We start from the raw sequence: 13,967 nt of genomic DNA, 5'->3' as shown, positions 1-13,967 counted from the left end.
ATCATGGCAAAGGCGCTTCTCGGTTACGTCGGCGGCTCCGACCCTCGACTCCTCGCCGAGATGCGACGGCTGCAGCAGCGTGTTCAGGACCTGGAGTCCGAGCTCGTACGGATCCAGGCGGAGAACGACGCGCTGACGGCTGCCGCCTCTCAGGACAGGATCATGGAGAGCATCGACGCACACCAGGCGGAGCCTGCGCTCACCTGATCGTTGCCACGCTCCACAACAGCAGTCACAGCGATCAGGCTGCCCGTATCAACCGCTCAAGTTGATCGGACGACTGAGATCCAGTCGTCAGAGTTGCAAGGGACGCTTCGGCGTCCCTTCTTTCTTTCCCCCGCACATCCTTTCACCCTCTTCACCATCTGGTGTGCCCTGCCTGTTCAATGACGAAACCGCGCGGTCGCGAGCGTTCATGGAGTGAGACAGCGGCGGCGGGTAGAGTCCAGCGGCGTGCACCTCAAGGCCCTGACCCTCCGCGGGTTCAAGTCGTTCGCCTCCGCGACCACGCTCCGGTTCGAACCCGGCATCACGTGCGTCGTCGGCCCGAACGGCTCGGGCAAGTCCAACGTCGTGGACGCGCTCAGCTGGGTCATGGGCGAACAGGGCGCCAAGTCGCTGCGCGGCGGCAAGATGGAGGACGTCATCTTCGCCGGCACCACCGGCCGCCCGCCGCTCGGCCGCGCCGAGGTGTCCCTGACCATCGACAACTCCGACGGGGCCCTGCCCATCGAGTACGCCGAGGTCACCATCACGCGGATCATGTTCCGCAACGGCGGCAGCGAGTACCAGATCAACGGCGACACCTGCCGGCTGCTGGACATCCAGGAGCTCCTCTCCGACTCCGGCATCGGCCGCGAGATGCACGTCATCGTCGGCCAGGGCCAGCTCGACTCCGTCCTGCACGCCGACCCCATGGGCCGCCGCGCCTTCATCGAGGAGGCGGCCGGCGTCCTCAAGCACCGCAAGCGCAAGGAGAAGGCGCTGCGCAAGCTGGACGCGATGCAGGCCAACCTCGCGCGCGTGCAGGACCTCACCGACGAGCTGCGGCGCCAGCTCAAGCCCCTCGGCCGGCAGGCCGCCGTCGCCCGCCGGGCCGCCGTCATCCAGGCCGACCTCCGCGACGCCCGACTGCGACTCCTCGCCGACGACCTCGTACGCCTGCGGGAAGCCCTCAGCGCCGAGATCGCCGACGAGGCCGCCCTGAAGGAACGCAAGGACACCGCGGAACAGGAGCTGAAGAAGGCCCTCCACCGCGAGGCCCTGCTGGAGGACGAGGTCCGCCGCCTCGCCCCGCGCCTCCAGCGCGCCCAGCAGACCTGGTACGAGCTGTCCCAGCTGGCCGAGCGCGTGCGCGGCACCGTCTCGCTGGCCGACGCCCGGGTCAAGAGCGCCACCTCCGCCCCGCCGGAGGAGCGGCGCGGCCGGGACCCGGAGGAGCTGGAGCGCGAGGCCGCCCGCGTCCGGGAACAGGAGGCGGAGCTGGAGGCGGCCCTGGAGGCGGCCCAGCGGGCACTGGACGACACGGTCGCCCACCGCGCCGAACTGGAGCGCGAGCTGGCGGCCGAGGAGCGCCGGCTCAAGGACGTCGCCCGCGCCATCGCCGACCGCCGTGAGGGCCTGGCCCGCCTGTCCGGGCAGGTCAACGCGGCCCGCTCCCGCGCGGCCGCCGCGCAGGCCGAGATCGACCGGCTGGCCACGGCCCGTGACGAGGCACAGGAACGCGCGGTCCGTGCCCAGGAGGAGTACGAGGCCCTCCAGGCCGAGGTCGACGGCCTCGACGCCGGCGACGCCGACCTGGCCGAGCGGCACGAGGCTGCCAGGCGCCGGCTGGCGGAGGCGGAAGCGGCCCTGGGCGCGGCCCGCGAGGCACTCACCACGGCCGAGCGCAGCCGCGCCGCGACCCAGGCCCGCCACGAGGCCCTGGCCCTGGGCCTCCGACGCAAGGACGGCACCGGCATACTGCTCGGCGCCCGCGACCGCCTCACCGGAGTCCTGGGTCCCGCGGCGGAACTGCTGAGGGTCACCCCGGGCTACGAGATCCCCCTGGCGGCGGCCTTCGGCGCGGCGGCAGACGCCATCGCCGTGACGACCCCCGCGGCGGCGGCCGAGGCGATCACCCTGCTCCGCAAACAGGACGGGGGCAGGGCGGCCCTGATCCTGACGGGCGCGCCGGAGGAAGCGCCCCACAGGAGCGCGGGGGACGGCGCTTCCGGCCACGGTGGACCGGCGGCCGCCGATGGCGGGCCGGCGGCCGGCGATGGCGGGCCGGCCTCCCGTGGGGCCGCCGGCCCCGCGGCCGAAAACCTCTCCGGCACGCCCCTCCCCGGCACGGCACCAGCCCCCCTCCCCGCCGCCGACCTCGTCCGCGGTCCCGCCGAGCTGATGCCCGCCGTCCGCCGCCTCCTGCGCGGGATCGTCGTGGTGGAGACCCTGGACGACGCCGAGGCCGTCGTCTACTCCCACCCGGAGCTGACCGCGGTCACCGCCGAGGGCGATCTCCTGGGCGCCCACTTCGCGCACGGCGGCTCGGCCGGCGCGCCCAGCCTGCTGGAGGTGCAGGCCTCCGTCGACGAGGCCGCCGCCGAGCTGGCCGGCCTGGAGGTGCGCTGCGCGGAACTGGCCGGGGCCCAGCAGGCCGCGGCCGAGCACCGCGAGCAGGCCGCCGCCCTCGTGGAGGAACTCGCAGAGCGCCGTCGGGCCGCCGACCGGGAGAAGTCGTCCGTGGCCCAGCAGCTCGGCCGGCTCGCCGGGCAGGCGCGCGGCGCCGCCGGGGAGGCCGAGCGGTCGGCCGCGGCGGCGGCTCGTGCGCAGGAGGCGCTGGAGAAGGCCGTACAGGAGGCCGAGGAGCTGGCGGAGCGGCTGGCGGTGGCCGAGGAGATGCCGGTGGAGGAGGAGCCGGACGCCTCGGTGCGGGACCGGCTCGCGGCCGACGGGGCCAACGCCCGGCAGACCGAGATGGAGGCCCGCCTCCAGGTCCGTACGCACGAGGAGCGGGTCAAGGGGCTCGCCGGCCGCGCCGACTCGCTCGACCGGGCGGCCCGCGCCGAACGCGAGGCACGCGCGCGTGCCGAGCAGCGCCGGGCCCGGCTGCGGCACGAGGCGGCGGTCGCGGAAGCCGTCGCCTCCGGGGCCCGGCAGCTGCTCGCGCACGTGGAGGTGTCCCTCGCGCGGGCCGAGCGGGAGCGTTCCGCCGCCGAGGCGGCCAAGGCCCGCGGTGAGCAGGAGCTGGCCGCCGCCCGTACGGCGGGCCGTGAACTGAAGGCGGAGCTCGACAAGTTGACGGATTCGGTCCACCGGGGCGAGGTACTCGGTGCCGAGAAGCGGCTGCGCATCGAGCAGCTGGAGGCCAGGGCGCTGGAGGAACTGGGTGTCGAACCGGAGGGGCTGGTGGCGGAGTACGGCCCGCACCAGCCCGTGCCGCCCTCGCCCCCCGCCGACGGCGAGCAGCTGCCCGAGGATCCGGACCACCCGCGCAACCGGCCGCGCCCGTTCGCGCGCGCCGAGCAGGAGAAACGGCTCAAGGCCGCCGAGCGGGCGTACCAGCAGCTGGGCAAGGTCAATCCGCTGGCGCTGGAGGAGTTCGCGGCGCTGGAGGAGCGGCACAAGTTCCTCAGCGAGCAGCTGGAGGACCTGAAGAAGACCCGCGCCGACCTGCTCCAGGTGGTGAAGGAGGTCGACGAGCGCGTCGAGCAGGTGTTCACCGAGGCCTACCGGGACACGGCCCGGGAGTTCGAGGGCGTCTTCAGCCGGCTGTTCCCCGGCGGTGAGGGCCGCCTGGTGCTGACCGACCCCGACAACATGCTCACCACGGGCGTGGACGTCGAGGCGCGGCCGCCGGGCAAGAAGGTCAAGCGGCTCTCCCTGCTCTCGGGCGGCGAGCGCTCGCTGACGGCCGTCGCGCTGCTGGTGTCGATCTTCAAGGCCCGGCCGAGCCCCTTCTACGTCATGGACGAGGTCGAGGCCGCGCTGGACGACACCAACCTCCAGAGGCTGATCCGGATCATGCAGGAGCTGCAGGAGGCCTCACAGCTGATCGTGATCACGCACCAGAAGCGCACGATGGAGGTCGCCGACGCGCTCTACGGCGTGTCCATGCAGGGCGATGGCGTGTCCAAGGTCATCTCGCAGCGCCTGCGGTAGCACGCGTCAAGATCAACTCACTCTGTGTTCAAAAAATGAACACAGAGTGCTGTGTCGTATCTAAAAACTCACAGCCGTTGAAGTATTGACTTCGAAACTTGAAGGCATAGTCTCTGCAACGTTGCTTTTACCTTCAGGTGTCGCCACCTGAGAGGGCTCACCCCACACGGCAGCGTTGCCGTGGCCCGAGGAGATACACGTGACCAGCACAGCGCAGGCACCTCAGTCAGGAGCCAGGACGGCTCAACCCGAACATCTCGGGCACGTCATCTTCATCGCAGCGGCTGCCGCGATGGGCGGCTTCCTCTTCGGCTACGACAGTTCCGTCATCAACGGGGCCGTCGAGGCCATCCGCGACCGTTACGACATCGGATCCGCCGCACTCGCCCAGGTCATCGCGATCGCACTGATCGGCTGTGCCATCGGCGCCGCCACCGCCGGCCGCATCGCCGACCGGATCGGCCGCATCCGCTGCATGCAGATCGCCGCGGTCCTGTTCACCATCAGCGCCGTCGGCTCCGCGCTGCCCTTCGCGCTGTGGGACCTCGCCTTCTGGCGCATCGTCGGCGGTTTCGCCATCGGCATGGCCTCCGTCATCGGCCCGGCCTACATCGCCGAGGTCGCCCCGCCCGCCTACCGTGGCCGGCTCGGCTCCTTCCAGCAGGCCGCGATCGTCGTCGGCATCGCCATCTCCCAGCTCGTCAACTGGGGCCTGCTCAACGCCTCCGGCGGCGACCAGCGCGGCAAGCTGATGGGCCTGGAGGCCTGGCAGGTCATGCTCGGCGTGATGGTCGTCCCGGCCGTGCTCTACGGCCTGCTCTCCTTCGCGATCCCCGAGTCCCCGCGCTTCCTGCTCTCCGTCGGCAAGCGTGAGCGCGCCCGCGAGATCCTCGCCGAGGTCGAGGGCAAGGAGATCGACCTGGACGCCCGGGTCGCCGAGATCGAGCTGGCGATGAAGAGCGAGCACAAGTCCTCCTTCAAGGACCTGCTCGGCGGCTCGTTCTTCTTCAAGCCGATCGTCTGGGTCGGTATCGGCCTGTCGGTCTTCCAGCAGTTCGTCGGCATCAACGTCGCGTTCTACTACTCCTCGACGCTGTGGCAGTCGGTCGGTGTCGACCCGACGGACTCGTTCTTCTACTCCTTCACGACGTCGATCATCAACATCGTCGGCACCGTGATCGCGATGATCTTCGTGGACCGCGTCGGCCGCAGGCCGCTGGCCCTCATCGGCTCCGTCGGCATGGCCGTCGGCCTCGCGCTGGAGGCCTGGGCGTTCAGCTACGACCTGGTCGGCGGCAAGCTCCCGAGCGCGCAGGGCTGGACCGCCCTGATCGCCGCCCACGTCTTCGTCCTCTTCTTCGCCCTGTCCTGGGGTGTGGTCGTCTGGGTCATGCTCGGCGAGATGTTCCCGAACCGGCTCCGCGCCGCCGCGCTGGGCGTGGCCGCCGCCGCGCAGTGGATCGCCAACTGGGCCATCACCGCGAGCTTCCCGTCGCTGGCCGACTGGAACCTCTCCGGCACCTACGTGATCTACACCGTCTTCGCCGCGCTCTCCATCCCGTTCGTCCTGAAGTTCGTCAAGGAGACGAAGGGCAAGTCGCTGGAGGAGATGGGCTGAGCCTCGTGACGAGGCACCCCTGAACTCGGGGGGAAGGGCCAAGTCCCCGCTGCCCCTCCCCTCGAACCGTCCGCCGCCCCCGGCCCGGCCACTGCCCGGACCGGGGGCGGCGGTGTCGTACGACCCGACACCCACGACCCACTACGGCCGCCGACCGTCCCGACACCCGAGCCCGGCCGCCCCGGTGTCCGGCTGCCCTGGTGTCCGGCCGCGCTGGTGTTCTGGGCCGCTCCGTTTCCTGGCCGTTCCGGTTCTTGGTCGCCCTGGTGTTCTGGGCCTGCCTCCGTCCCCGCCCGCCCCGCCTCCCGGCCGTCCCGGTGTCCGGCCGCCCTGATGTTCCGGGCCGCTCCGTTTCCTGGCCGTTCCGGTTTCTTGGGCGCCCTGGTGTTCTGGGCTTGTGTCGGTTCTGGGCCGCTCCCGGTTTCTGGCCGTTCCGGTTCTTGGTCGCCCTGGTGTTCTGGGCCTGCCTCGGTCCCCGCCCGCCCCGCCTCCCGGCCGTCCCGGTTCCCATCGGCCCGGTGTCCTGGGCCTGCCTCGGTTCCCGGCTGTCCCGGTGTCCTGGGCCCGTCCTGTGCCCTAGGCCTGTCCCGGCCCCAGCCGCCTCCGTTTCCGGCGTTCCGGTGTTCTGAGCCGGCCCCGGTTCCCGGCTGTCCTGGTATCCCGGGCCCGTCCGTGTCCTGCCCCGGCTCCGGCCGTTCCGGTGTCCTGGGCCTGCCCAATTCCCAGCTAGCCTGCCCCGGCCCGGCCCCCTCGGTCTCCGGCCGTCTTGGTGTCCTGGGCCGTCCCGATTCCCGGCCGCCCCGATTCTCGGCCGTCCCGGTTCCCGGCTGTCCTGGTGTCCTGGGCCCGCCTAGGTTTCCTGGCAGTGCCGGTGCTCAGCCGTTCCCATCCGCCGACAGCCCGCCAGACTCAGCAGCTCCACCACCAGACTCAGCGGTCAGAAGCCCCAGCAGACCAGCAGCCCCGGCGACCCCCCAGACTCGGCACCCCAGCATCTCAGCACCCCAGCACCGCCAGCAGCCCGGTCACCCAGCCGAGCATGCCCGCCCCCCGGCACGCTCCAGCTCCGCCACCTCCAGTCCGGCGACCCCCCCGTCAGCCCGAGCATGCCCGCCCCCCGGCACGCTCCAGCTCCGCCACCTCCAGCTCCGCCACCTCCAGCTCCGCCACCTCCAGCCCCGGCCCGGTCGCGCCGGTGTCCACAACCCGCCGGTTTCTCCGCAGGCCGTGCGCCGCAGGCCGTGCGCGCCCCGCCCCCTCCCGTCGGCATACGGGCGCGATCACGCGGCGCCTGCCGGGCTGCCGGTCCTCCTCGGTGGCGGCTTCACGGCCGGGGTCGGTCCGTCAGCGCCGGAAGAACCCGTTCCGCGAACAGGGCGAGGCTGCGCCAGCCCTCCTCCACCGGCATCCCGCCCGCCAGGGGATGCAGCACCAGGCTCTCCAGGCCCTGCGCCACGCACTGCTCCGGGGTGAGGATCCGGTACACGCCCTCCGCGCGCAGCTCCGCCACGGTCGTGGCCGCCGACCGCACCGCCGAGCGGATGCCGCCCGGCTGCCAGGAGGCGTAGGTCCGGGCCTCGTGCAGGAAGTGCCCGCCGTACCGGGCCCACCCCCGGTCCGGGTCCTCGGCGAGATGGAGGAGTGGCGTCTCGGCGGCCGGCATCATCGTCCAGCCCTCGGTGCCGTACTCGGTCAGCTTCTCCTTGTAGTACGCCTCCAGGTCGGGCAGGTGCGCGCTCGGGAAGAAGGGCAGGCCGAACCGGGCGGCCCGGCGGGCGGCGGCCTTGGAGGAGCCGCCGACCAGCAGCAGCGGGTGCGGGTCGGTGCACGGCCGCGGGGTGAGCCGCACCCTGCGGCCCCGGTACGTGAACTCCTCGCCGGTCCAGGCGTCGAGCAGCGTCGAGAGCAGCTCGTCCTGGAGCCGGCCCCGGCGCCCCCAGTCCACGCCGAACAGGTCGTACTCCTCCGGCCGGTACCCGATCCCGGCCACGGTCACCAGCCGGCCGCCGCTCAGCAGGTCCAGGACGGCGATCTCCTCCGCCAGCCGCAGCGGATCGTGCAGCGGGCCGATCACCGCCGACACCGTCACAGCGATCCGGCGGGTCGCGCCGAACACCGCGCCCGCGAAGGCGAACGGCGAGGGCAGCCAGTTGTCGTCGGCGCCGTGGTGCTCCTCGGTCTGCACGGTGCCGATCCCGTGCTCGTCCGCGTACGCGGCCATCTCCAGGGCGGCTCGGTAGCGGGCGGAGAGGGCGGCGGGAGGGGCGCCGGGAGCGACGAGGTTGAAACGTACGACGGTGACGGGCATGCGAAGTCCCCCTCCGGTACGGCTCGGTGGAGGGGGACGGTAGCTGACGCAGCGTCAGACGGCCAGGGGCTCGGGCTCCTCGGCGGGCGCGCCGGCCGCCGGGCGCTCGACCGCCGGCTTCGGCAGCACCAGGTACAGCACGCCCGAGATCACGATCGTGGCGACCCAGCCGAGGCCGTACTCGCCGATCACGTTGTTCGCCGCGAGCGGGCCGGTGAACCAGTCCGAGGTGGTGAACATCAGGCCCGACAGCAGGCCCACCGCCCAGGCGGCCACGGCCGCGGGGGAGAAGCCGCCCTTGTACCAGTAGGCGCTGGTGCGGGTGGTGTCGGCCATCGCCCGGCCGTCGTACTCCGTGCGCCGGAACATGTCCGCGCCGAACACGCCGACCCAGGCGGAGAAGGCGACCGCCAGCAGCGAGAGGAAGGCGATGAACGAGCCCATGAAGCTCGTCGCGACCAGCATCAGCACCCCGCCGAAGATCAGCGAGATCACGGCGTTCACCGAGACCGCCCAGTGCCGGGGCACCTTGAAGCCCAGGGTCTGCGCGGTGAAGCCCGCCGAGTACATCGACATCGAGTTGATCAGCAGCATGCCGATCAGCGCGATGAACAGGTACGGCACGGCGATCCAGGTCGGCAGGATCTCGCCAAGGAAGGACACCGGGTCGCTCGCGGAGGCCAGGTCCGGCGTGGACACCGCCATCACCGCGCCCATCAGGACCATGGGCAGCACGACGACACCGGCGCCGCCGACCGCCGTACCCACGATCGCCTTGGAGGAGGCCGTGCGCGGCAGGTAGCGGGTGAAGTCCGGGGCGGACGGGATCCAGCTGACACCGCCGGCGGCGATCATGCCGATGCCGGTGATGACCGCGGCCGTGGAGCCGGCGCTGTGGTCCAGCACCTTCCGCCAGTCGGTGTTCGCCACCAGATAGGCCAGGACCAGCACCGAGAAGACACCGAAGAAATAGGTCGCGTACTTGTTGCACTTCTGGACGGCGTTGATGCCGAGTCCGGAGATCGCGAAGGTCGAGACGACGAACGCCAGCAGGGTCACCATGTCCAGGACGCTGTTCGCCTTGATGCCGAACAGGATGTCCAGGATGGTGAGCATCGCGTACGCGCCGGTCACCGCGTTGATGGTCTCCCAGCCCCAGCGCGCGACCCAGATCAGCGAACCGGGCAGCAGATTGCCGCGCTGACCGAACACGGCCCGCGACAGCGCCATGCCGGGCGCGCCGCCCCGCTTGCCCGCGATGCCGATCAGACCCACCAGGCCGTACGACACGAGTGGCGCGGCGACCGCGACGACCAGCGCCTGCCAGATGTTCAGGTGGTACGCCACGACCAGGCTCGCGCCCATGGTCAGGAGCAGCACGCTGATGTTGGCGCCGACCCAGGTGGGGAACAGCTCCCGGGTCTTCGCGGTGCGCTCGTGGTCGGGGACCTGCTCGATCCCGCGCGTTTCGAGAGCGCCTTCGGTCTCGACGGATTTACTCATGAAAGAGGTGCCAGACATGGGGGGACAGGGTGACGTGGGGACTCTACGCGCGTGGATCGCGTGCCCACCATCGTACTTTGCTCCGAGTCCTCATGCTAAGTGGCCTTTGTCTCTCGGACGAAGCCACAAACGGGGTTCCGGCGCACCCCATGTCCGATACTGGTCGGGTTATGGAAACCGTCATCCTTGCTGTAGTCATCGCCGTGGTCGTGCTCGGCGCGCTCGGCGGGCTGATCGTGGGCAGCCGGCGCCGGAAGCCGCTGCCCCCGCCGCCCCCCCGCACGCCCGACATCACCGCGCCCCCGGCCGAGCCGCACGTCGGCGACGAGGCCGAGACGCCGCGCGACGAACCGCGCCGCACGATCGAGGAGGTGGATCTCCCCGGCGGCCCCGCACCGGTCGTCGTGGAGGAACCTCCGACCGTCGAGGCTCCCGGGATCGAGATCCCGGAGCCCACCGCGGGCCGGCTGGTCCGCCTGAGGGCCCGCCTCTCCCGCTCCCAGAACGCCCTGGGGCAGGGCCTGCTCACGCTGCTCTCCCGCGAGCACCTGGACGAGGACACCTGGGAGGAGATCGAGGACACGCTGCTCACCGCCGACGTCGGCGTGCAGCCCACCCAGGAACTCGTCGAGCGGCTGCGTGAACGCGTGAAGGTCCTCGGCACCCGCACCCCCGAGGAGCTGCGCGGACTGCTCCGCGAGGAGCTGCTCAAGCTGATCGGCACCGATGTCGACCGCACCGTGAAGACCGAGCCGGAGGATCGCAAGCCCGGCATCGTGATGGTCGTCGGCGTCAACGGCACCGGCAAGACCACCACCACCGGCAAGCTCGCCCGTGTGCTCGTCGCCGACGGCCGCAGCGTCGTCCTCGGTGCCGCCGACACCTTCCGGGCCGCCGCCGCCGACCAGCTCCAGACCTGGGGCGAGCGCGTCGGTGCCTACACCGTGCGCGGACCCGAGGCCGGCGACCCCGCCTCCGTCGCGTTCGACGCGGTGAAGGAGGGTAAGGAGATGGGGGTCGACGTCGTCCTCATCGACACCGCCGGGCGCCTGCACACCAAGACCGGCCTCATGGACGAGCTGGGCAAGGTCAAGCGCGTGGTCGAGAAGCACGCGCCGCTGGACGAGGTGCTGCTCGTCCTGGACGCCACCACCGGCCAGAACGGCCTGGTGCAGGCCCGTGTGTTCGCCGAGGTCGTGGACATCACCGGCATCGTGCTGACCAAGCTGGACGGTACGGCCAAGGGCGGCATCGTCATCGCGGTCCAGCGCGAGCTGGGCGTGCCGGTCAAGCTGGTCGGCCTCGGCGAGGGCGCGGACGATCTCGCGCCGTTCGAGCCGGAGGCGTTCGTGGACGCGCTCATCGGAGACTGAGCGGACAACCTCGCCGTGGCCGCTTGAACCACCCTGGGGGACTTCCCGGGTGGTCGAGCGGGCGAGAAGCCCCGCCCCCGAGGTGCAGTCGGGGACGGGGCTTCGCCATGTGTGCCGCGGGTGCGGCGTCAGGCCCGCGACCGGTGCGCGACGTACGCCAGCGTGCCCAGCAGCAGCCGCGCCGACGGGGGACGCGTCGCCGAGTCCAGCGCGGGCGGGCGCAGCCAGCGCACCGGGCCCAGGCCGCCCCGGTCGGAGGGCGGTGCGGTGATGTGCGTACCGGGGCCCAGGCCGCGCAGGTCCAGCGCGGCCGGGTCGTCCCACCCCGTGCGGTACAGCAGCCGGGGGAGGTCGGCGGCGGCACCGGGCGCGACGAGGAAGCGGGCGCGGCCGTCCGGTCCCGCGGTCACCGGACCGAGGGGGAGGCCCATGCGCTCCAGACGGACCAGGGCGCGGCGGCCGGCCGGTTCCGAGACCTCGATGACGTCGAACGCCTGGCCGACCGGCAGCATCACCGAGGCGCCCGGGAACTCCGACCAGGCCTTGCTCACCTCGTCCAGCGTGGCCCCGGCCGGCACCACGGGGGCGAAGTCCAGCGGATGCGCGCCCGGCGCCGGGCAGTCGGACCGCCCGCAGGAGCAGGCGCCCGCGGCGGCGCGTGCCCCCGGCACCACGTCCCAGCCCCACAGCCCGGTGAACTCGGCCACGGCGGTGCACTCCGCCGAGCGGCCGCGCCGACGTGTGCCGGAGCGGATCTCGCGGATGCCGCCGATCGTGAAGCCCATGCCCCCTCCAACGGGTCCGGCGCGCCGGTGGTTACGACACGGAACGAGACGGAAGCGGAACGTAACGCTACGGCTCCGCGTCCCGCGTCGGCGCGGGACCAAGGCGGCGCCTTGAAGCACGGTGGGTGGCACACCCGGTGATGCACGCCCCGGTGTGCATCACTCCGCCCGCTTCCCGGTCGTCCTGTGTCAAGTGAATCGCGCGCAGCCGATCGTGAGTTCATTCGAAGGGGTGGCGAATGGTGGCGTTTCCGGGAACCCTGTGGCTGGACGGGTGATCGTAAGATTACTGTGAGTGTGCGAGTCCCGGGGGCACATGCACTCGTGGGTATGCCGGAGGCAAGTCGTCAACGCGTTCGAAGGGTGAGAACCGACGGACGGGACACCGCGTCCACCGGCATTCTGATAGGGCTTGGCGCACCAGGCGACAAGTGGTCTCAGGGGACAAGTGGTCTCAGAGATGGGGGCGTTCCAGTGGGCGGCAACGGCGGTAGCGGGACACACGCTGACAAGCGGCCCAACGAGCTGCTCGGCTCGTGGTTCGTGCGCAGCGGCTGGTCCAAGGGCGAGCTCGCCCGCCAGGTGAACCGCAGGGCACGCCAGCTGGGCGCCAACCACATCTCCACCGACACCTCGCGGGTGCGCCGCTGGCTGGACGGGGAGAACCCGCGCGAACCGATCCCGCGCATCCTCTCGGAGCTGTTCTCCGAGCGCTTCGGCTGCGTCGTCTCCATCGAGGACCTCGGCCTGCGTGCCGCCCGCCAGTCACCCGCGGCCTCCGGCGTCGACCTGCCCTGGACGGGCCCGCAGACGGTCGCCCTGCTCGGCGAGTTCTCCCGCAGCGACCTGATGCTCGCCCGGCGCGGCTTCCTCGGCACCTCCCTCGCCCTGTCCGCCGGCCCCTCGCTCATCGAGCCGATGCAGCGCTGGCTCGTGCCCTCCCCGGCCTCCCCGGCCCCCTCCGAGCCCCGGCCCGCCGTCGACCCGCGCCGCCCCGGCCGGCTCTCCCGGCCCGAGCTGGACCTGCTGGAGTCCACCACCCGGATGTTCCGCCAGTGGGACGCCCAGTGCGGCGGCGGCCTGCGCCGCAAGGCCGTCGTCGGCCAGCTGCACGAGGTCACCGACCTGCTCCAGGAACCCCAGCCCGAGGCCACCACCCGCAAGCTCTTCCAGGTCGCCGCCGAGCTGGCCGAGCTGGCCGGCTGGATGAGTTACGACGTCGGCCTCCAGCCCACCGCGCAGAAGTACTTCGTGCTCGCCCTGCACGCCGCCAAGGAAGCCGGTGACAAACCGCTCGGCTCCTACATCCTCTCCAGCATGAGCCGCCAGATGATCCATCTCGGCCGGCCCGAGGACGCCCTGGAGCTGATCCACCTCGCCCAGTACGGCAGCCGCGACTGCGCGAGCCCGCGCACCCAGTCCATGCTGTATGCGATGGAGGCCCGCGCCTACGCCAACATGGGCCAGCCCGGCAAGACCAAGCGCGCCGTCCGCATGGCCGAGGACACCTTCGCCGAGGCCGACGACTGGGACGAGCCGGACCCCGACTGGATCCGCTTCTTCTCCGAGGCCGAGCTGTACGGCGAGAACTCCCACTCCTTCCGCGACCTCGCCTACGTCGCCGGACGCAGCCCCACCTACGCCTCCCTGGCCGAACCGCTGATGCGCCGGGCCGTGGAGCTGTTCGCCAAGGACACCGAGCATCAGAGGTCGTACGCGCTCAACCTCATCGGCATGGCCACCGTGCACCTGCTCCAGCGCGAGCCGGAGGAGAGCACCGCCTATGCCGCGCACGCCATGGACATCGCCAAGAAGGTGCGGTCCGAGCGTGTGAACACCCGTATCCGAAAGACGGTCGACACGGCCGTCCGCGACCACGGCGACCTCGCCGCCGTGGTCGACCTCTCCGACAAACTCGCCGTCGACCTGCCGGAGAACGCCGAAGCCGTCTGACCACCGCACACCCCCGAACCCCGGCCGCGGCCGGTCCTCCCGAACTGCCCGACTCGGCTCCCCCATGCCAGGTCATCGGAAGGCCCGCCGCGGCCGGTCCGCGTCTGCCCCGGCGCCCGCTCGCCGCCCTCCTCCGCGGCTGGTCCGCGTGCGTTCCGCGTCCGCTCCGCCGGAAGGTTGCGCCACGATAACGATCGGCGGGCCCGGATTCCGGCGCTTCATCCAGGCGTAACACGCAGGACGCCCTTGTCACCCCGGCGAAACAACGAGGGGCTTCGACCGAA

8 protein-coding genes are annotated in these 13,967 nt (G+C 71.9%); 5 read left to right on the top strand and 3 right to left on the bottom strand.

Annotated features, from left to right (window positions below):
* Positions 1-3: 3 nt before the first annotated feature.
* The 3 genes from ACZ4VF_RS32580 (at position 4) to ACZ4VF_RS32570 (ending at position 5,761) form a co-directional block, all read left to right on the top strand.
* On the top strand, positions 4-207 hold the full coding sequence (locus tag ACZ4VF_RS32580; protein WP_023546484.1) for a hypothetical protein: 204 nt from the start codon (positions 4-6) through the stop codon (positions 205-207).
* 246 nt (positions 208-453) lie between these two features.
* The gene (locus tag ACZ4VF_RS32575; protein ID WP_467930519.1) at positions 454-4,143 is read left to right on the top strand and encodes an AAA family ATPase; all 3,690 of its coding nucleotides are present in this window, start codon (positions 454-456) and stop codon (positions 4,141-4,143) included.
* Between the two features lie 199 nt (positions 4,144-4,342).
* The gene (locus ACZ4VF_RS32570; protein WP_467930518.1) at positions 4,343-5,761 is read left to right on the top strand and encodes a sugar porter family MFS transporter; all 1,419 of its coding nucleotides are present in this window, start codon (positions 4,343-4,345) and stop codon (positions 5,759-5,761) included.
* Positions 5,762-7,085: 1,324 nt separating this feature from the next.
* Here the strand turns inward: ACZ4VF_RS32570 and ACZ4VF_RS32565 are convergent.
* Together ACZ4VF_RS32565 and ACZ4VF_RS32560 are read right to left on the bottom strand one after the other, a co-directional pair.
* Positions 7,086-8,069: an LLM class flavin-dependent oxidoreductase gene (locus ACZ4VF_RS32565; protein WP_467930516.1), complete on the bottom strand. Its 984-nt coding sequence runs from the start codon at positions 8,067-8,069 to the stop codon at positions 7,086-7,088.
* 54 nt (positions 8,070-8,123) lie between these two features.
* Entirely contained in the window at positions 8,124-9,572 is a 1,449-nt protein-coding gene (locus ACZ4VF_RS32560; protein WP_467930515.1) for a cytosine permease, read from the bottom strand.
* A 170-nt stretch (positions 9,573-9,742) separates the two neighbouring features.
* On the opposite strand from ACZ4VF_RS32560, the gene ftsY reads away from it, so the two are divergent.
* Positions 9,743-10,945 (top strand): signal recognition particle-docking protein FtsY, encoded by a 1,203-nt coding sequence (gene ftsY, locus ACZ4VF_RS32555; protein WP_467930514.1) that lies wholly within the window; start codon positions 9,743-9,745, stop codon positions 10,943-10,945.
* 128 nt (positions 10,946-11,073) lie between these two features.
* Here ftsY and ACZ4VF_RS32550 read toward each other — a convergent pair whose 3' ends face one another.
* On the bottom strand, positions 11,074-11,730 hold the full coding sequence (locus ACZ4VF_RS32550) for a bifunctional DNA primase/polymerase (protein WP_467930512.1): 657 nt from the start codon (positions 11,728-11,730) through the stop codon (positions 11,074-11,076).
* A gap of 474 nt (positions 11,731-12,204) precedes the next feature.
* Between ACZ4VF_RS32550 and nsdA the strand changes: the two genes are divergently transcribed.
* Positions 12,205-13,683, top strand: coding sequence for a transcriptional repressor NsdA (gene nsdA, locus ACZ4VF_RS32545; protein ID WP_467930511.1), 1,479 nt, complete (start codon positions 12,205-12,207; stop codon positions 13,681-13,683).
* Positions 13,684-13,967: the final 284 nt, after the last annotated feature.

It is taken from the genome of Streptomyces sp. NPDC029151, assembly GCF_055564315.1.
This window is presented reverse-complemented; position numbering and strand designations above follow the sequence as displayed.